This is a genomic window from Xanthomonas sp. BRIP62415 (genome assembly GCF_003993515.1).
Lineage (GTDB): Bacteria > Pseudomonadota > Gammaproteobacteria > Xanthomonadales > Xanthomonadaceae > Xanthomonas > Xanthomonas euroxanthea.
The window spans coordinates 12824-32197 of record NZ_QEZH01000030.1 but is presented as its reverse complement, the minus strand read 5'-3'; the positions used below and the strand labels follow the sequence as shown (position 1 = coordinate 32197).

Here is a 19374-nt window from a genome sequence, read left to right as displayed (position 1 = left end):
GCGCGTGCAGATGCTGCATGGATGCCGCCTCTGCCTTGCGCCCGCACTCGTTGCCCCACTGCATGCTCACCAATGCGCCGACCCGATGCTGCCTGAGCTCGGCACCTTCCTGCTGATTCTGGCGTTGCTGGTGGCCCTGCTGCAGGCCGCGTTGCCGCTGGCCGGTGCGCAGCGCGGACGCAGCAGCTGGATGGCCGTGGCGCGGCCAGCCGCGTTGGTGCAGCTGGGCCTGATCGCGGCGGCCTTCGCGCTGTTGACGCATGCATTCCTGGTGCAGGATTTTTCGGTGCGCTACGTCGCCGAGAATTCCAACAGCCTGCTGCCGGTGATGTATCGCTATTCGGCGGTGTGGGGCGCGCACGAAGGTTCATTGCTGCTGTGGACGCTGGTGCTGGCGCTGTGGACTGGTGCGGTGGCGTTGTGGTCGCGGCAGCTGCCCGCACACGTCATCGCGCGCGTGCTCGGGGTGATGGCCCTGGTCAGCATCGGCTTCCTGGCCTTTTTGCTGTTCACCTCCAATCCGTTCGCGCGCTTGTTGCCGGTGCCGCTGGAAGGCGCCGACCTCAATCCGCTGTTGCAGGACCCGGGGCTGATCATCCATCCGCCGATGTTGTACTGCGGCTATGTCGGCTTTGCGGTGCCATTCGCCTTCGCCATCGCCGCGCTGCTGGAAGGCCGCATGGATGCGCGCTGGCTGCGCTGGACCCGGCCATGGACCAATGTGGCCTGGGCGATGCTCACCGTCGGCATCGCGCTCGGCAGCTGGTGGGCGTATTACGAGCTGGGCTGGGGTGGCTGGTGGTTCTGGGACCCGGTCGAAAACGCCAGTTTCATGCCGTGGCTGGTGGGCACCGCGTTGCTGCATTCGCAGGCGGTCACCGAAAAGCGCGGCAGCTTCGCCAGCTGGACCTTGCTGCTGGCGATCGCCGCGTTTTCGCTATCGCTGCTGGGCACCTTCCTGGTGCGCTCGGGCGTGCTGACCAGCGTGCATGCGTTTGCGGCCGATCCCTCGCGCGGCCTGTTCATTCTGGTGTTCCTGCTGGCGGTGGTCGGTGGCTCGCTGGTGCTGTACGCGATCCGCGCGCCCCGCCTGTCGCTGGTCGATGATCCGCGCCGCGCCTTTGCCGGCAGCTCGCGCGAGACTCTGTTGCTGTTGAACAACCTGCTGCTCACCTGCGCCTGCGCGATGGTGCTACTGGGCACGCTGTATCCGCTGCTCGCCGACGCCTTGGGCCTGGGCAAGCTGTCGGTCGGCCCGCCCTACTTCGGCACCTTGTTCGTGGTGCTGATGGCGCCGTTGGTGGCGCTGCTGCCGTTCGGTCCGCTGACCCGCTGGCAGCGCGAGCAGGCCTCGCGCCCGGTGGCGATGCTCGGGCCCTGGGCCGGACTGGCGGTTGCCGCAGGCGTACTGGCCTGGTTCGCCGCGCCGCAGGGGCAGTGGAAGGCGGCGATCGGCGTGGCCGGCGCGGCCTGGGTGCTGTTGGGCACGCTGCGCTTTTTGTGGACACGGCGCGCCGCCAAGGGCCGTCAATTCACCGCCGAAATGCTAGGCATGGTGCTGGCCCACCTGGGCGTGGCGGTCTTCCTGGCCGGTGCGTTGCTGGTGGAATCGCTGAGCCTGCAGCGCGAGGTCGCGCTGGCGCCCGGGCAGCAGATGCAGATCGGCCGCTATGCGCTGCACTTCGATGACGTCGAAGAACTGCGCGGGCCCAATTACGTCTCCGACCGTGCCAACCTGCAGGTGTTCGAGGATGATGTGCCGGTCGGCCTGCTGCATGCGGAAAAACGCCGCTACGCCAGCGGCGGGCAGACCCTGACCGAGGCGGCGATCCGCCCCGGCCCGTTCGGCGACCTGTATGTCGCCCTTGGCGAACCGCTGGGCAATCAGGCCTGGGCGGTCCGCGTCCACCTCAAACCGTTCGTCCGCTGGATCTGGCTGGGAGCGCTGCTGATGGCGCTCGGCGGCCTGGTCACCGCGGCCGACCGGCGTTTTCGTCGTTCTCCGGAGATCCAAGATGGTTGAGTCACGTTCACCCCGCCTGCCCACTGCGGTTCTGGTGGGTGCCATCGTGCTGCTGCTCGCACTGGCAGCGCTGCTGGTCTATGCGGTGGTGCGCTCCGGTCAGGACGATCGCGATGCCCTGCCCTCTGCGCTGATCGGCAAGCCTGCGCCGGAGTTCGCGCTGCCGCTGCTGCACGACCCCAGCATCGTGGTGCACGAGCGCGAACTACGCGGCGCACCGTACATCATCAATGTGTGGGGCAGCTGGTGCCCGGCCTGCCGCGAGGAGCATCCGGTATTGAGCCGCTTTGCGCTGACCAAGCGCGTGCGCGTGATCGGCTACAACTGGAAGGACGAGCGCACCGATGCACTGCGCTGGCTCGAACAACTGGGCAACCCGTACCTGCTGGTGGTGGCCGACAAGGATGGCCGCACCGCGATCGACTTCGGCATCGCCGCGGCGCCGGAGACCTTTCTGGTCGACGGGCGCGGCGTGGTGCGCTGGAAGTACAGCGGCATGCTCACCCAGTCCGTCATCGACACCCAGCTGATTCCGGTGCTGCGCAAGATCGAGCGCTCGCCCAGTGCCGCACCGGACCTGCACGCCAAGCAATGATGCGCGCCTGGCTGCTGACGCTGCTGCTGTTGCCCTGGCTGGCCCTGGCCCAGCCGGCCGGCGACCCGGCGCCGCTGCGCTATGCCTCGGCCGACGAAGAGGCGCGCTTCCATGCGCTCACCGCCGAGCTGCGCTGCGTGCAGTGCCAGAACCAGTCACTGGCCGATTCCAATGCGCAGATCGCCCAGGACCTGCGCCGCGAAGTGCTGGCATTGATGCACGAAGGGCGCAGCGATGCGCAGATCCGCCAGTTCCTGGTGGCGCGCTATGGCGAGTTCGTGCTGTACCGCCCGCGTGTGGAATCGCGGACCTGGCTGTTGTGGTTCGGTCCGCTGCTGGCGCTGTTGATCGGCGGTGGCGCCGTCGCGTTGGTGGTGCGCCGACGCAGCGTGGCTGCGCCCGCCTTGCCCGCAGATGAGCAGGAGTGGTGATGGTCGGCTTCGTCATTGCGGCGGTGGTGCTGGCCCTGATCGTCTTCGGCGTGGCGCTGCGGCCGCTGTGGCGCGATGCGCGCGGGCTGACTGCCGGCATCGCGGTGTTGCTGCTGGCGGCGAGCGCGGCGCTGTATTGGCAGGTCGGCACGCCTGGCGCGATCCAGGCGCCCGCCGAGCGACCGGCCACGCCACGCTCGCTGGATGAAGCGATCGTGCAGCTGCGCGCGGCACTGGCGCGCGATCCCGACCAGGCCGAAGGCTGGGTGTTGCTGGGGCGCTCGCTGTCCAGCCAACAGAAATTTGCCGAAGCGCGCGATGCGTTTGCGCGCGCGGTCGCACTGCGTCCGGACGAGCCGGACGTACTGGTGGCTGCCGCGCAGTCGCGCATGCTCGCCGACGACAGCGGGCACCCGGATCCGCAGGCCATGCGTCTGCTGGAACATGCGCTCAGCGTGCAACCGGACCATCAACGTGCACGCTGGTTCCTGGGTGTGGTGCAACGACAGGCCGGTCAGCCGGCCAGGGCCAGCGAGACCTGGGAGCCGTTGCTGCGTGTGGTCGATGCCGCGACCCGCCCCGGCCTGCTCGAACAGATCAATGCCGCGCGACAGGAAGCCAGGCTGGCGCCGATCCAGGCACCGGCTGCGCCCGCCATCGATGCAGCCAGCGGCAAACGCATCCAGGTGCGGGTTACGCTGGATGCCGAGTTCGCCAAACGCGCCGGAATGCCCGGCGATACCAGCGTCTTCGTCATCGCACGCGCTGCAGACACCCCGATGCCGGTAGCAGTGGAAAGACACACGCTGAGCGAGCTGCCGTTGACCATCACCCTGGACGATGGCGACAGCCCGATGCCGACACGTGCGCTATCGTCGCTGGACACCGTGCAGGTGTTGGCGCGACTTTCGCGCAGCGGCAACGCGATACGCCAGGCCGATGATGTCGAGAGCGCGCCGGTGATGGTGGAACTGCCCGCCGCCGCGCCAGTGGAGTTGATGATCGGCCGCTGATTGCTCGCCATATGTCGTTGCGACGCAATCGACGATGACACTGCACCGGAGTGCGTCGGTTGCACTGTTGAAACCCACGCACACCGACCATCTCGACTGGTCCTTGCGCGCTCACCGTCGCGGGACCTTGAGCGGCATGGATGCCGCGCCGGAGCCTACATGGACGTACTTGCGGCGTGTCCGGCGATGGTGGGTGGGCAAGGGCCCTGCAGCCAACTCGCAGCGTCGTGTGCGCGGTGCCCTCACCGCTTGCGGGACACGCCGTGAGCCCGTCCCTGGGGGCTCGGTGGCGGCATCCATGCCGCCACACGGTCCCGCAACCGGTGAGGACACCGCACCAGACAGTTGGTCGGCACTCATCGGAAAGCCGTCTGTCGTGCGATGTGCATCAGACGTGGAACCGCTGCTTCGTGATTCAACGAGGCGCATCCAGCACTGCTCTTCCCATGCACACCGACCGTCTCAACTGGTCCTTGCCCGCTCACCGTCGCGGGACCCTGAGCGGCATGGATGCCGCGCCGGAGCCTACATGGACGTACTTGCGGCGTGTCCCGCGATGGTGGGCGGGCAAGGGCCTTGCAGCAAACCCGCAGCGTCGAGGGCGCGGTGCCCTCACCGCTTGCGGGACACGCCGTGAACCCGTCCCTGGGGGCTCGGTGGCGGCATCCATGCCGCCACACGGTCCCGCAACCGGCAAGGACACCGCACCAGACAATTGGTCGGCTCTTTGTTTGAAGAGCTGTTTGTCGCGCGGTGCGCATCAGACGTGAACACGATGCTTCACGATCGAACAAAGCGCATCAGGCGCTGCTCTTAACTATGCGTACCGACCATCTCGACTGGTCCTTGCCCGCTCACCGTCGCGGGACCTTGAGCGGCATGGATGCCGCGCCAGAGCCTACACGGACGTACTTGCGGCGTGTCCTGCGATGGTGGGCGGGCAAGGGCCCTGCAGCACACTCGCAGTGTCGAGGGCGCGGCGCCCTCACCGCACCAGACAGTTGGTCGGCTGCTTTATTGAAAACCATGCACACCGACCGTCTTGACTGGCTCTTGCCCGCTCACCGTCGCGGGACCCTGAGCGGCATGGATGCCGCGCCGGAGCCTACATGGACGTACTTGCGGCGTGTCCCGCGATGGTGGGCGGGCAAGGGCCTTGCAGCCAGGCCGCAGGTCCGCCGCTCTGCAGAGTGGCATCGCACAGCGGAAGGCCTCAAACCGATTCCCCATTCCCCATTCCCCATTCCCCATTTCCATCCTGCACCCCGGCGCATGCCATGGCAGATAGAATTGCCGCATGACCGAATTCATTCCCCCCGGCACGCTGTTCCACGCGCTGCCCTCGCCGTTTCCGATGAAGCGCGGCGGCGTGTTGCACCAGGCGCACGTGGCCTACGAAACCTGGGGCACGCTGGCCGCCGATCGCAGCAACGCGGTGTTGATCGTCACCGGCCTGTCGCCGAACGCCCATGCTGCGGCAAATCAGGCCAATGCCGAGCCGGGCTGGTGGGAGGCGATGCTGGGGCCAGGCAAGCCGATCGATACCGGGCGCTGGTTCGTGGTCTGCGTCAATTCCCTGGGCAGCTGCAAGGGCTCGACCGGTCCGGCATCGATCGACCCTGCCACCGGCGCGCCGTATCGCCTGAGCTTCCCGGAATTGTCGATCGAAGATGTGGCCGATGCCGCCGCCGACGTGGTGCGCGCATTGGGCATCTCACAACTCGCCTGCCTGATCGGTAATTCGATGGGCGGCATGACCGCGTTGGCGTTGCTGCTGCGGCACCCGGGTATCGCGCGCAGCCATATCAATATCTCCGGCAGTGCGCAGGCATTGCCGTTCTCGATCGCGATCCGCTCGCTGCAGCGCGAAGCCATCCGCCTGGATCCGCACTGGAACGGCGGCCATTACGACGACACCCGTTACCCGGAATCGGGCATGCGCATGGCGCGCAAGCTTGGCGTGATCACCTATCGCTCGGCGCTGGAATGGGACGGCCGTTTTGGCCGGGTGCGGCTGGATTCCGAGCAGGCTGCCGATGATCCGTTCGGGCTGGAATTCCAGGTCGAAAGTTATCTGGAAGGCCATGCGCGCCGCTTCGTGCGCTTCTTCGATCCCAACTGCTATCTGTATCTGAGCCGCTCGATGGACTGGTTCGACCTGGCCGAGTATGTCGACGATACGCCGACCGTCGACGCGCGTGTCGATGGCACGCAGATCGACAGCGCACACCTCGCCGCCAAGCCGGACATGGGCGCCTCGACCGACGCCACGGTACTGGCCGGCCTGGCGCAGATCCGCATCGCGCGTGCGCTGGCGATCGGTGCCAATACCGACATCCTGTTCCCGGTGCAGCAACAGGAACAGATCGCCGAAGGCCTGCGTGCCGGCGGTGCCGATGCACGCTTCATCGGGCTGGATTCGCCACAAGGCCACGATGCCTTCCTGGTCGACTTCGCGCGCTTCGGGCCGGCGGTACGCAACTTCCTGGACGCTTGCTGATTTCCAGACCTGCGCAACGGCGGCGTGGCTCGTCGCACCCGCGTGGCTCGTCGCACCCGCGTGGCCCGTCGCACCCGCATGGCCTGCCGCGCAAGACGCTGGCCCTGCTGTTTCTGGTCGGCATGGCCGCGATGGCGGTTGCAGGTCGCCTGCCAACGCTGCTGGCGCTGTGGTACGCGGCCACCAGCATCGTGGCGATGCTCGCCTACTGGCGCGACAAGCGCGCGGCCCAACGCGGCGGGCAACGCACACCGGAAGCGACCCTGCACCTCATCGCGCTGCTCGGCGGCTGGCCGGGCGCGTTGCTGGCGCAGCAACTGTTCCGGCACAAATCCAGCAAGGCGACCTTCCAGCTACGGTTCTGGGTCACCGTCGTGGTGAACGTCGCTGCCTTGTGTTGGGCATGGCAACACCCCGCGTTGATGGTTGCGTTGGACACATTGCCTGGTTGAGGCAACTCACGCGTTCACTGCGACCGAGCATTGCCCGCATGCATGCGCGGTGCCTTGGTCGGCCGGCTACGACTCGCCCCTGGACAGCAGCTTTACCGGCGAGTCCACCACCACGGTCTGGTCTACGGTGTCTCCAAGCGCCTGGAGGCATTCCCGCGACAACGCCTGCCGCGGCAACTCCAACGAGCGCTGGTTATCGAGATCGCGCTTAGTGGTCGGGCCGCCCGACAACGTGATATTCGTCTGCATGCGGGTGGACACCGGCACATTGTTCAACTGCTCGGGTTTGAAACGCTGCGCCTTGACCCATTGCGCAGCCATTCCCTCCAACCAGCGCGCTCCGCGTACGTCGGTCGGGCTGTTGATGTGCACCTGCTCGAACGTTGCGCGCCCGTTCGCCAGCACGTTGTAGTCAATTGTCAGCTGCAACGCCGTGGCGGACAGCAGGCCCGGGGGTGGCGCCGATCTGGGCTGGAACTCAACACGCGGCGGCCGGTAAGGACCATTGCCCGCATTGGCGATCGCCAGACTGACTGCATCCTGTTTCGACACCAAACATGCTGCGACCTGCACATAAGTGACCGCCGAGACCGGCCTGCCTTGCTCGGTTGGCGGTGCGAACGTCCAGGCGCTTACGCGACGCTCGATGGATTCCCGCACTTTCTCGTGCAGGCCTTGATCGGCCTGCGCCGAAACGATGGAACCATCGGGACCGACCTCGACCCTGACCTGTGTCATGAACGCCGAAGGCCTGGAGACCTCGGCCACTGCGGCCTGCGTCATGCACGCAGCCGCACAGAGCACTGCCTTCATCCATCCTTGCATGTGCTGCATCATCGATTCCTGTCGAAGTGGTTACCCGATCCTCGCTGATGGCAGCCGCCTGCGCAAGGACCCCTAGGCCAACGGCTCCAGTGCACCGGCGCGCATGCGATAGCGCCGCTGCACCACGCCCTCGGGCACGCTGTCGTGGGTGATCATCACCAGGCTGCGTTCGCCCAGTGCCGCCGACAGATCCAGCAGCAAGGCGTGCGCGGTATCCACGTCCAGGCCGTCGGTGGGTTCGTCCAGCAACAGGATCGCTGCATCGCGCAGCAAGGCTCGCGCCAGCGCCAGCCGGCGCGCCTGGCCGGCCGAGAGCGTGGCGCCGTTTTCGCCCACCCAGGTGTCCAGGCCGTTCTGCGCGGTGGCCCACGCACGCAGACGCACCTGGTCCAGCACGCTCCACATCGCCGCATCGCTTGCGTCCGCATCGCCGATGATCAGGTTGTCGCGCACCGTGCCGGCAAACACCGGGGCATTCTGCGGCAGCCAGGCGATGCGGCGATGCCAGTGCGTCTGCGCCACGTCGCGCAGGTCGATACCGGCGTAGCGCACCTGCCCGTCCTGCGGGTCCCACAGCCGCAGCAGCACTGCGGACAAGGTGCTCTTGCCGCTGCCGCTGTCGCCGCTGATGGCGATGCGTTCGCCGGGCGCCAGCGTCAGATCGAGCGCCTGCAGCACCGGACGTGCGCTGCCCGGCCATGCAAAGCCGACCTGATCCAGCTGCAGCGTGCCGCTGCGTGGCACCTCCACTGGCTGCAGGGGATCGAGCACGGACGGCGCCTGGTCGACGATGGACTGCAGGCGCCTGGCTGCAACGCGTGCGCTCTGCAGCGCCTGCAAGGCGAGCCCGGCGCCGGCCCAGACTTCCAGCAGCGCCATGGTCAGGAACACCAGCCCGGCCGCCATGCCCGCCGCAATCGATCCGCGTTCGGCCGCGCCCAGTGCCAGCCACAGCATGCCGGCCAGGCCGAGACCGCCGCAGATTGCATGCAGCAGATTGCCGCCGATCAGCCGGCGGCGCTGCAGGCGATCGCCATCGACCACTGCCGCCGCCGCCGCATCGACCTGATGCAGCCAGGCACCTTGCGCATCCACCGCGGCGAGATCGGCCGCACCTTCCAGGCCCTCGAATGCCTGCGTTCGCAATGCCGTGCGTTGCCGGGCGCGCAGCTGTTCGCGCTGCGCCCCGCCGCGCGCCACCTGCCACGGCACCACACCACCGATGACCACGCCAAGCACCACCAGCAACAGGCCAGCTGGCGGATGGATCAGCGCCGCGGCAACCACACCGGCAAGCCAGATGCCGAGCAATGCACTCAACGGTGCCAGCGCGCGCACGCTCACGCCATCGACCTCGCCGATGTCGGACATCAGCCGCGCCAGCAGATCGCCGGTGCGCGTGGCCGACAAGCGGCCCGGCGCGAGCGGCAACGCGCGGCGGAAGAACCATACGCGCAGATCGCGGGCGATGCGCAGCGTGGCGTCGTGGCCGATCAATTTTTCGCCATAGCGCGAAAAGATGCGCGCGAAGGTCAGCGCACGGATGCCGGCCGAAGGCGAGAAGAAATTGAAACCGGTGCCCATGCCCGCGACACCGGCCAGGGCAGCGGCGGTCAGAAAGCTGCCGGACAGGCCGAGCAGGCCCACGCCGGCCAGCATGGTGACCAATACCAGCAGGGCCGACAGCAGCAGGCGCCAGGCATGCCGGCGGAACACGGTGCGCAGACGATCGGGCTGTGCGGGGTTCATGGCTGCTCCGATACCACGGTGGCGCCGCGCAGGTCGATCACCGTATCGGCCCATTGCATCACCGCCGCACTGTGCGTGGCCACCACCACCGCGCGGCCGCGTGCGAATACACCCAGCGTGCGCAGCAACTCCGCTTCGGTGTCCGGGTCGAGAAAGGCGGTGGGTTCGTCCAGCAGCAACAGGTCCGGCTCACGCAGCAACAGCCGTGCCAGGGCCACGCGCCGTGCCTCGCCGCCGGAAAGCCCGAAACCGCGTTCGCCGATCACCGTGTCCAGGCCCGCAGGCAACTGCGCAGCGAAGCGCAGCACCTGCGCGGCATCGGCCACCGCGTGCAGGCGCGCCGCGCCGGCCTGTGGATCGGCCAGGCGCAGGTTGTCGGCGATGCTGCCGTGAAACAGGTACGGCCGCTGCGTGGCATAGCCGATGCGGGCATCCGGACGCAGCACCACGCTGCCTGCCTCCGGCGCAAGCCAGCCGGCCAGCCCCTCGAGCAAGGTGCTCTTGCCGCTACCGCTGGCACCGATCACCGCCACGCGCTGGCCGGGCTGCAAGGTCAGCGAAAAATGCGCGACCACGCTGTGTGGCGCGCCCGGCGGCCGCAGCGCAAGATCATGCGCCTGCAGCAATGGGGCCTGCGTCTGGGCAGGTTCCATCACACGCAACGGAGGCACCGGCACCCGCACCGTTGCCGACGGTGGCTCGAATCCTTCCAGCAGACGCTCGGCTTCGGCCACCGCCGCCAGGGCATTGGCGCGGTCGTGGTAATGCGCGGCCAGCCGCCGCAATGGCGCAAAGAATTCCGGCGCCAGCAGCAGGCAGAACATGCCCTCGCCCAGCGTCGGCAAGCCATGCAGATTCAACATGCCCAGATAGGTCAGGCCGAAGTACAGCGCCACGATCGCCACGCTCACCGAGGCGAAGAACTCCAGCACCGTGGACGACAGGAAGGCGATGCGCAGCACCTTGAGCGAGCGCTCGCGCACGCCTTCTGCCGCGGCGGCAATGCCGCTCAACTCGGCGTCGCCGCGGCCATACACGCGCAGCAAGCCCAAGCCTTTGAGGCGATCGGCGAAGTGCCCGCCCATGCGTGCCAGTTCGCCCAACTGCTCGCGCCCGGCGGCTTCGGCGCCCCAGCCCACCAGCATCATGAAAAACGGAATCAGCGGCGCGGTCAGCAGCAACACCAGGCCCACCACCCAATCGACCGAGAACACCGCGAGCAGGATCAGCGGCGGCACCAGCGTCATTTCGGTGCGCGCGAGCTGGTAGCCGACGAAGTAGCCCTCCAACGCATCGGTGTGCGCCAGGCTCAGCTCGCCCAGTTCGCCGCTGCGTTGCCGGCGCAACCATACCGGCCCGTGCTGCACCAGGCGCCGCGCGATGCGGGCGCGCAGCTCGCGCTTGGCCACATCGGCCACCTCGCCGGTCAGCGACTGCGCCCAGGCATTGAGCATCGCCCGCCCCACCAGCGCACAGACCAGCCCCGCGCCCACGTCGCGCAGCTGCGTCAGCGCCAGATGCTGCACCAGCACGGCCTGCAGCAACCAGGCGATCGCCGCCGCCTGCGCCAGCAGCAGCACGCCGGACACCGCCACCGCCACGCCGGCCAGGCGCCGCGCACGCGTGGCCGGGGCTGCCAGTGCATCCAGCCACCGGCCGCGTTGGCGGCGCTGGGCTGGCGTTTCGCTGGCTCGCACGCTGGGCTGGCTCACATCGCTCTCTGGGAAGACATCGTGTTGCAGGCGATTGTAAGGCGCCACCTCCCGCTCCGGGCTGCGCATTGTGCCGCACCCGTCCGCCGCGGCATTGATCTGGATCAACGCGCATGTCGCGGCAAGCGCAGATGATCGGCTGCATTCCTTCATCGACACCCAACCAGGCCCACCCGCCATGATCGACTCGACAGTTGTTGAACTGTCGCGGCTGCAGTTCGCAGTCACCGCGATGTACCACTTCATCTTTCCGCCGCTGACCATGGGCCTGTCGTTCCTGCTCGGCATCATGGAGAGCGTCTATGTGATGACCGGCAAGGAGATCTGGCGGCGCATGACCATGTTCTGGGGCGTGCTGTTCGGCATCAACTTCGCCATGGGCGTGGGTACCGGCATCGTGATGGAGTTCGAGTTCGGCATGAACTGGTCGTACTACAGCCATTACGTCGGCGACATCTTCGGCGCACCGCTGGCGATCGAGGGCCTCATGGCGTTCTTCCTGGAAGCGACCTTCCTGGGCCTGTTCTTTCTCGGCTGGAACCGGCTGAGCAAGGTGCAGCATCTGGCCACCACCTGGCTGGTGGCACTCGGCAGCAACTTCTCCGCGTTGTGGATCCTGATCGCCAACGGCTGGATGCAGAACCCGACCGGCGCAGTGTTCAACCCGGACACCATGCGCATGGAAGTGGTCGATTTCATGGCGGTGCTGTTCAACCCGGTGGCGCAGGCCAAGTTCGTGCACACCGTCAGCGCCGGCTACGTGCTAGGTGCGGTGTTCGTGATGTCCATCAGCGCGTTCTACCTGCTGCGCGGCAAGCATGTGGAGATGGCACGACGTTCGTTCGCGGTGGCTGCCGCGTTCGGCCTGTTGTCGTCGCTGTCGGTGGTGGTGCTCGGCGATGAGAGCGGCTATGCCGCCAACGAACATCAGAAGATGAAGCTGGCCGCGATCGAGGCCATGTGGGAGACCGAAGCCGCGCCGGCCGACTTCACCGCGTTCGGCATTCCCAACCAGCAGACCCATCGCAACGACTACGCGATCAAGATTCCGTATCTGATGGGGTTGATCGCCACACGTTCGCTGGACCAGCCGATCCCCGGCATCCTGGAACTGGTCGGCCGTGCCGAACACCGTATCCGCGGGGGCCAGATCGCCTACGGCGCACTGGAGCGCATCCGTGCCAACAAGGACGATGCCCAGGCACGCCAGGTCTTCAATGCGCATTGGCAGGATCTGGGCCACGGCCTGCTGCTCAAGCGCTATCGCGACGACATCGGCAATGCCACGCCGCAGCAGATCGCCCAGGCCGCCATGGACACGGTGCCGCGGGTACTGCCGTTGTTCTGGACCTTCCGCATCATGGCCGCCATCGGCATCTACCTGATTGCGTTCTTCGCCATCGCGTTCTGGTTCGCCTGCAAGCACAACTTCCAGGACAAACGCTGGTTCCTGACGGTGGCGCTGTGGACTTTGCCGCTGCCGTGGATCGCGATCGAGTGCGGCTGGTTCGTGGCCGAATACGGCCGCCAGCCGTGGGCGGTGGAAGGCGTATTGCCGACCTTCTATGCCGCCTCGGGACTGGACCTGTACGAAATCGTGTTGACCCTGGTCGGCTTCACCGCGCTGTACACCACGCTGCTGGTGATCGCGATCAAGCTGTCGCTGAAGACGATCCGCAAGGGCCCGGATGCGCTGTTCCCGCCGACGCACCGCACCCCGGCACCGCACAACGACTCGCCCCACGCGTCCTCACCCAACGCCCCACTGAGCACCGGCGCGCTGGCCGGCGGCGCACCGTAAGCCAGGAGAGACACCATGGATTTCATCTTGCTCGACTACACCACACTGCGCGTGATCTGGTGGCTGTTGCTTGGCGTATTGCTGTCCGGTTACGCGGTGATGGGCGGCTTCGACCTGGGCGTCAGCACCTTGCTGCCGCTGGTTGCCCGCAACGATGCCGAACGGCGGCTGGTGATCAACACCATCGGCCCGGTCTGGGAAGGCAACCAGGTGTGGCTGATCCTGGGCGGCGGCGCGATCTTCGCCGCATTCCCGCCGCTGTATGCGGTGAGTTTTTCCGGCTTCTACCTGGCGATGTTCCTGATCCTGTTCGCACTGATCCTGCGCCCGGTCGGCTTCAAGTTCCGCGGCAAGCTGGTCGATCAGCGCTGGCGCAATAACTGGGACTGGGCGTTGTTCGTCGGCGGCTGCATTCCGGCGCTGATCATGGGCGTGGCGGTCGGCAACGTGCTGCTCGGTGTGCCGTTCCACTTCGACGACAGCATGCGCATCTTCTACACCGGCAACCTGTTCGGACTGCTGACACCGTTCGCGCTGCTCGCCGGCCTGCTCAGCGTGGCCATGCTGATGGCGCACGGCGCAGCGATGCTGGTGCTCAAGACCGACGGACCGGTGGCCGCGCGCGCCGCGCGTTTCGGCAGCATCGCCGCGCTCGGCGCGGTGGCGTTGTTTGCGGCCGCCGGTGCGTGGGTGGCGCTGGGTCTGCCGGGGTATGCAGTGACCTCGGTGCTGGCCACCGATGCGCCGACCAATCCACTGGCCAAGACCGCCGCACTCACCGCGGCCGGCGGCTGGCTGCACAACTACAGCAGCATGCCGGCCACCTTGATCGCACCGCTGGTCGGCCTGATCGGGCTTGCGATGAATGCGCTGCTGTTGCGCGTACGTCGCGGCGGCCTGGCGTTCCTCGCGTCGGGTTGCGCCATCGTCGGCATCGTCTTCACCGTCGGCTTTGCGTTGTTCCCGTTCCTGCTGCCCTCGTCCACCGCACCGAGCGCAAGCCTGACGCTGTGGGATGCCTCCAGCAGCCGCCTGACGCTGTGGATCATGCTGCTGGCGACCACGCTGTTCATGCCGATCGTGCTGGCCTATACGAGCTGGGTCTATCGCGTGCTCAAGGGCAAGGTCACCGCCGACGAACTGTCGGCCAATCCAAACGCCTACTGAGCAAGCCCCGCTGCGCTGCTGCGCGCATGGCGCCCGCGGCGGGCCTTCAACGTCTCACGTATTTCAACGACTCAAGGAGAATGACAATGTGGTATTTCGCCTGGATCCTCGGCACCGGTCTGGCCGCACTGGCTGCGGTGCTCAACGGCATGTGGTTCGAAGCACGCGAGCCCGAGCGTGGCCAGCCGCATCGGTAAAAAATATTTTCGATAGATGCTTGCCGATCTGGCATTCCCTATGTAACATACGCGGCTCCTTCGGGGTGTAGCTCAGTCTGGTAGAGCGCTACGTTCGGGACGTAGAGGTCGCAGGTTCGAATCCTGTCTCCCCGACCAGTTTCAAAACACAAAACCGGCCTCGTGCCGGTTTTGTGTTTTCAGGCGCTGGCGCATGCAGGTGCGCAGTGCGGATGGTCTGTCATGTCTGTTGTCATTGCCGCTGCCTCCCCGTCCGCCCGGTTGCGTGGTCGCGGCCTGGTGCTGGCTGCCATTTTGTTGTCTGCGTTCAATCTGCGCACCGCGGTGACCTCGTTGACGCCGCTGCTGGAGCGCATTGCCGACGAGTACGCATTCGGCGCGCCCACCATGGGCGCGCTCGGCATGTTGCCGACGGCGGCATTCGCATTGACCGGGGTCGCCACGCCGGCGTTGCTGCGCCGCTTCGGCCTGCTGCGCACGGCGCTGCTGTCGATGGCATTGGCCACCCTCGGCCTGGTGTTGCGCCCGCTGTTGCCGCAGACCACCGGACTGTTCATCGGATCGCTGGTGGCGCTGGCCGGCATGGGCATGGGCAATGTGGTGCTGCCGCCGCTGGTGAAGCGCTATTTCGGCGATCGCGTCGGCGGCGTCAGCACGCTCTACATCACCGTGCTGCAGGTCGGCACCCTGCTGCCGGCACTGCTGGCGGTACCGGTGGCCGATGCGCTGGGCTGGCGCAGCTCGATGGTGGTGTGGGTGTTGCCGGCGCTGTTGGCACTGGTGGCCTGGGCCATGGTGCACACCAACCACCGCCGTCTCCGCGCGACCGGACCGGCACCGGTCACGCCCACACCAGAAGCCGAGGGCCGCGTGGCACGCACCGCCCTGGGCTGGAGCATGGCGGTGACCTTCGGCATGACCTCGCTGGTCACCTATTCGATGTTCACCTGGTTGCCGACCCTGCTGCGCGAAGCCGGCGCCTCGCCCGCGTTCGGCGGCACCATGGTGGCGTTGTTCGCCGCACTGGGCATGGTCGGTGCCTTGACCATGCCGGCGCTGGCAGTGCGCATGCCCAACCCGTTTCCGATCGTGCTGCTGTGCGCGGCCTGCCATCTGGTCGCGTTCGCCGGGCTGTGGTGGGCGCCATTGGCCGCGCCGATCCTGTGGGTGACCCTGCTCGGCCTGGGGCCGAGCACGTTTCCGCTGGCACTGGTGCTGGTCAACCAGCGCAGCCGCACCGCGGCCGGCTCGGCCGCCCTGTCCGGGTTTTCGCAGGGCATGGGCTATGCGATGAGTTGCCTGGGGCCGTTCCTGTTCGGCTGGCTGCACGCCCACCACGGCGGCTGGAGCTCGCCATTCGTCTTCCTGGTGATCTGCATCCTGCTGCAACTGGCGGCAGCCTGGGTGGCCTGCCGCCCGCAGCTGCTGGAAGACGTCTGGGCACCGGCGCCGCGCGGCGCCGGCGTGGTCAACGTACCGGCAGACTGATGTAGCTGGGCTGCTCCGGGGTCACGTAGACGCGCTGGGTGGCCTTTTGATAATCGCCGGGCCTGGCGAAGAAGATGTTGTCCACGTAGGTCTGCGGGTTGCGGTCGTACAGCGGAAACAGGCTGGACTGCACCTGCACCATCACCCGGTGGCCCGGCTGGAAGGTGTGGTTGGCAGTCGGCAGGCCGAACTGGAACGCCAGCGGCTGATTGGACGCCAGCGGCTTGGGCGTGCTGAAACTCTCGCGATAGCGGCCGCGGAAGATCGCCAACGACACCGGCAATTCGTAACCGCCCATTTTCGGACTGGACGCCATCTCGTCCGGATAGACATCGATCAGTTTCACCACCCAGTCGCTGTCGCTGCCACTGGTGGAGGCCTGCAGATGCACTTCCGGTGCGCCGGCGATCTGCAGGGGTTCGGTCAGCGGCTCGGTGACGAAGGTCAGCACATCCGGGCGGCCGTCGACGAAGCGCTGGTCCTGCACCAGCCAGGTGGTCCACATGCTGCGATCGCCGAAGTCCACCGGGCGCGGCACGAACGGCACCGGCTTGGCCGGGTCGGCCACGTACTCCTCGAAGCCCGGCTGCCCCGCCGCCGGCCGCTGGAACGACAGCTTGCCGCCGGCCTGCAGGTACAGCGGCTTGCTGGTCGCGGCACAGCCCTTGGCGCAGCTGCGCGGCCAGGCCTGCAGACGGTCCCAGTGATTCTCTCCGGTGTTGTAGATGAACACCGGCGGCGTGTTCGCCTTGGGTGCGCCATCGACCAGGTATTGATCGAAGAACGGGCGCAGCACGTCGTGACGGAACTGGCGCGCGGTATCGCCGTCGAAATTCAATGCGCCCAGCGCGCTGCCGTCGTAGTTGACCTGGCTGTGCCGCCACGGGCCCATCACCAGGTAGTTGAGCGTATTGCCCTTGTCGCGCGGCTCCATCGCCGCGTAGCTATGGATCGCGCCCCACATGTCCTCCTGGTCCCACAGCCCCTGCAGCCACATGGTCGGCACCTTGAGCGGCGTGCGCGCCATCACCTTGTCCAGCGCCTGCTCCTGCCAGAACGTGTCGTAGGCCGCGTGTTCGGTGAGCTTGTGCCACCACGGCAGCTGCTCCAGGCCGGCGGCCTTGGCGAAATCCCCCGCCGAGCCGGCACGCAGCAGGTTGCTGTAGTCGTCATGGCCCTGGCGCGCGATGCCGATGCCCTTGCCGCGCTGGGTGAGCTGGCCGGTGAAATAGTCGAAGTTGACCTGGCGGAACGCACCATAGTTGAACCAGTCGTCGCCCATCCAGCCGTCGATCATCGGGCTTTCCGGCACTGCGACCTTGAGCGCCGGATGCGGGTTGGTCAACGCCATCACCACGGTGAAACCTTCGTAGGACGAGCCGATCATGCCGACCTTGCCGTTGGACTCCTTCACGTTCTTCACCAGCCAGTCGATGGTGTCCCAGGCATCGGTGGCATGGTCCACCTCGCTGGGATTGAGCGCACCGCGCAGCGGCCGGGTCATCACGTAATCGCCTTCCGAGCCGTACTTGCCGCGCACGTCCTGGATCACGCGGATGTAGCCGCCTTCCACGAACACGTCATCACCCTGTGCGAGCAGGTCCTTCATATGCGGCGAGGCCATGCGCTCGGTGCGCCCGCTGGCGTTGTACGGGGTGCGCGTCAGCACCATCGGTGCGTTGCGTGCGCCCTTGGGCAGCACGATCACCGTATGCAGCTTGACCCCGTCGCGCATCGGGATCATCACCTCGCGCTTGATGTAGTCGTTGGCGGCATCGCTGGCCACGAACGGCTTGCCGGTGATGTCCGGCGTCATCGGCGAGGTTTGCGCCAGCGCGCCGCCGGTGGCGGCGGCAATGGCGGTGGCGAGCAGGCAGGCGGCAAAACGGCGCATCGACGACTCCGGAACGTGCGGGGGCAGTCCTCGACTGTAGGCAGGACGCGGCCTGCCGGGGGAGTGTCAAAGGTCGTGGTTGCCGGGTAGGTCGTGGTAGCCGGGTGGCTGGCCTGCGTATCGCCGATCAGTGCCGTACCTGGCCCTCGCCACGCACCACGAAGCGCTCCACGGTGAGCGCTTCCAGGCCCATCGGGCCGTAGGAATGCAGGCGCGTGGTGGAGATGCCGATCTCCGCACCCAGGCCGAGCTCGCCGCCGTCGGAGAAGCGCGAGGACGCGTTGACCATCACCACGGCAGAGCGCAGCGACTGCACGAACTGCTCGGCATTGGCGGCGTCCCGCGTGGCGATCACCTCGGTGTGGTCCGAGCCGTACTGGCGGATATGCGCCAGCGCGGTGTCCAGATCCGGCACCACGCGGATGGCAAGGATCAGGTCGAGAAATTCGGCGGCGTAATCCTCGTCGCTGGCGGCGCCAATATCCGGCAACAGTGCGCGCGTTGCCGCATCGCCACGCAGCTCCACGTTACGGCCGCGCAGGGCCTGCGCGGCCGCCGGCAGGAAACGCGCGGCGATGTCGGCATGCACCAGCAAGGTCTCCAGCGCATTGCAGGCCGATGGCCGGCTGGCCTTGCCATCGACCAACAGACGCACGGCCAGATCCACGTCCGCCGACGCATCCACGAACAGATGGCACACGCCCTTGTAATGCTTGATCACCGGCACGCGCGCATGCTCGGCGACGAAGCGGATCAGTCCTTCGCCACCACGCGGAATCGCCAGATCGACGATATCGCTGAGTTGCAGCAGCTCCAGCATGGTCTCGCGGCGTAGATCCTCGACCAGCGTCAGCGCCGCTTCCGGCACGCCGGCCTCGCGCAAGGCGCGCTGCAGGGCGCGCGCAATCGCGGTATTGGAGTGGATCGCTTCCGAGCCGCCCCGCAGGATCACGCCGTTGCCGGCCTTGATGCACAGCGCTGCCGCATCGGCAGTCACATTCGGGCGTGCTTCGTAGATCATCGCGATCACCCCCAGCGGCACGCGCACCTTCTGCACGACGATGCCATTGGGGCGAACATCCTCGCGCGTGACCTGCCCGACCGGATCGGGCAATTGCGCGACCTCGCGCAAGGCTACGGCGATGCCGGCCAGGCGCCTGTCGTCCAGTGCCAGCCGGTCGAGCATGGCCGTGCCGGTGCCCTTGGCGCGGGCGGCTTCAAGATCGCGCGCGTTGGCGGCAAGGATCGATGCGGCATCGGCTTCCAGCGCGGCAGCCATCGCCTCCAACAAGGCCTGCTTGGCCTGCGCGGACAGTTGCGACAGTACTTGCGCCGCATCACGGCATTGCAGGGCGAGGGATTTGATGGTCATTGGAGGGCCGGGATCGGGGAGTCGGGATTGGGGATTGGCAAAAGCGGACGACACCGTTTTATCACCACAAGGGAATCAGTCGTAGGGACACGGAGGCGGGGTTTGAGAAACGCGGCGCACATGCGTTTGCCAATCCCCAATCCCGATTCCCCAAT

General features: G+C 67.0%; 15 protein-coding genes and 1 tRNA gene. 11 read left to right on the top strand and 5 right to left on the bottom strand.

Annotation, left to right across the window (positions count from 1 at the left end):
• Positions 1-85 precede the first annotated feature (85 nt).
• The 6 genes from EO141_RS15970 to EO141_RS15930 all read left to right on the top strand — a co-directional run bounded on the left by EO141_RS15970 (position 86) and on the right by EO141_RS15930 (position 7014).
• On the top strand, positions 86-2023 hold the full coding sequence (locus EO141_RS15970; RefSeq protein ID WP_127169666.1) for a heme lyase CcmF/NrfE family subunit: 1938 nt from the start codon (positions 86-88) through the stop codon (positions 2021-2023).
• Entirely contained in the window at positions 2016-2618 is a 603-nt protein-coding gene (locus EO141_RS15965) for a DsbE family thiol:disulfide interchange protein (RefSeq protein ID WP_127169665.1), read from the top strand. The genes EO141_RS15970 and EO141_RS15965 overlap by 8 nt, the downstream gene beginning before the upstream one ends.
• Positions 2615-3049 carry a cytochrome c-type biogenesis protein gene (locus EO141_RS15960; protein ID WP_164739247.1) on the top strand — a complete coding sequence of 145 codons (435 nt, stop codon included), beginning with the start codon at positions 2615-2617 and terminating at the stop codon, positions 3047-3049. Before EO141_RS15965 ends, EO141_RS15960 begins: the two co-directional genes overlap by 4 nt.
• On the top strand, positions 3049-4062 hold the full coding sequence (locus tag EO141_RS15955) for a tetratricopeptide repeat protein (RefSeq protein ID WP_164739246.1): 1014 nt from the start codon (positions 3049-3051) through the stop codon (positions 4060-4062). Before EO141_RS15960 ends, EO141_RS15955 begins: the two co-directional genes overlap by 1 nt.
• 1297 nt (positions 4063-5359) lie before the next feature.
• Entirely contained in the window at positions 5360-6562 is a 1203-nt protein-coding gene (locus EO141_RS15935) for a homoserine O-acetyltransferase (protein ID WP_127169663.1), read from the top strand.
• Positions 6556-7014 carry a DUF1294 domain-containing protein gene (locus EO141_RS15930; protein ID WP_241236677.1) on the top strand — a complete coding sequence of 153 codons (459 nt, stop codon included), beginning with the start codon at positions 6556-6558 and terminating at the stop codon, positions 7012-7014. The genes EO141_RS15935 and EO141_RS15930 overlap by 7 nt, the downstream gene beginning before the upstream one ends.
• Positions 7015-7080: 66 nt before the next feature.
• Here the strand turns inward: EO141_RS15930 and EO141_RS15925 are convergent, their stop codons facing one another.
• The 3 genes from EO141_RS15925 to cydD form a co-directional block, all read right to left on the bottom strand.
• Positions 7081-7848 carry a hypothetical protein gene (locus EO141_RS15925; protein WP_127169662.1) on the bottom strand — a complete coding sequence of 256 codons (768 nt, stop codon included), beginning with the start codon at positions 7846-7848 and terminating at the stop codon, positions 7081-7083.
• A 63-nt stretch (positions 7849-7911) separates the two neighbouring features.
• Positions 7912-9588, bottom strand: coding sequence for a thiol reductant ABC exporter subunit CydC (gene cydC, locus EO141_RS15920; RefSeq protein WP_127169661.1), 1677 nt, complete (start codon positions 9586-9588; stop codon positions 7912-7914).
• Entirely contained in the window at positions 9585-11369 is a 1785-nt protein-coding gene (gene cydD / locus EO141_RS15915; protein WP_115676917.1) for a thiol reductant ABC exporter subunit CydD, read from the bottom strand. Before cydD ends, cydC begins: the two co-directional genes overlap by 4 nt.
• 109 nt (positions 11370-11478) lie before the next feature.
• On the opposite strand from cydD, the gene EO141_RS15910 reads away from it, so the two are divergent.
• From EO141_RS15910 to EO141_RS15890, 5 genes are all read left to right on the top strand, one after another.
• Positions 11479-13101 (top strand): cytochrome ubiquinol oxidase subunit I, encoded by a 1623-nt coding sequence (locus EO141_RS15910; protein ID WP_104586081.1) that lies wholly within the window; start codon positions 11479-11481, stop codon positions 13099-13101.
• A gap of 15 nt (positions 13102-13116) precedes the next feature.
• Positions 13117-14268: a cytochrome d ubiquinol oxidase subunit II gene (cydB, locus tag EO141_RS15905; RefSeq protein WP_126947869.1), complete on the top strand. Its 1152-nt coding sequence runs from the start codon at positions 13117-13119 to the stop codon at positions 14266-14268.
• Positions 14269-14354: 86 nt separating this feature from the next.
• Positions 14355-14465 (top strand): cytochrome bd-I oxidase subunit CydX, encoded by a 111-nt coding sequence (cydX, locus tag EO141_RS15900; protein ID WP_016903201.1) that lies wholly within the window; start codon positions 14355-14357, stop codon positions 14463-14465.
• A 61-nt stretch (positions 14466-14526) separates the two neighbouring features.
• Positions 14527-14603 (top strand) — tRNA-Pro (locus EO141_RS15895).
• A gap of 123 nt (positions 14604-14726) precedes the next feature.
• Positions 14727-15953, top strand: coding sequence for an MFS transporter (locus EO141_RS15890; protein WP_164739251.1), 1227 nt, complete (start codon positions 14727-14729; stop codon positions 15951-15953).
• Here EO141_RS15890 and EO141_RS15885 read toward each other — a convergent pair.
• A complete protein-coding gene (locus EO141_RS15885) occupies positions 15934-17847 on the bottom strand; it encodes a CocE/NonD family hydrolase (RefSeq protein ID WP_104649008.1) in 1914 nt (637 codons plus the stop codon). The two genes, EO141_RS15890 and EO141_RS15885, sit on opposite strands and share 20 nt — an antisense overlap.
• A gap of 127 nt (positions 17848-17974) precedes the next feature.
• Positions 17975-19219 (bottom strand): glutamate-5-semialdehyde dehydrogenase, encoded by a 1245-nt coding sequence (locus EO141_RS15880; protein ID WP_127169659.1) that lies wholly within the window; start codon positions 19217-19219, stop codon positions 17975-17977.
• Positions 19220-19374: the final 155 nt, after the last annotated feature.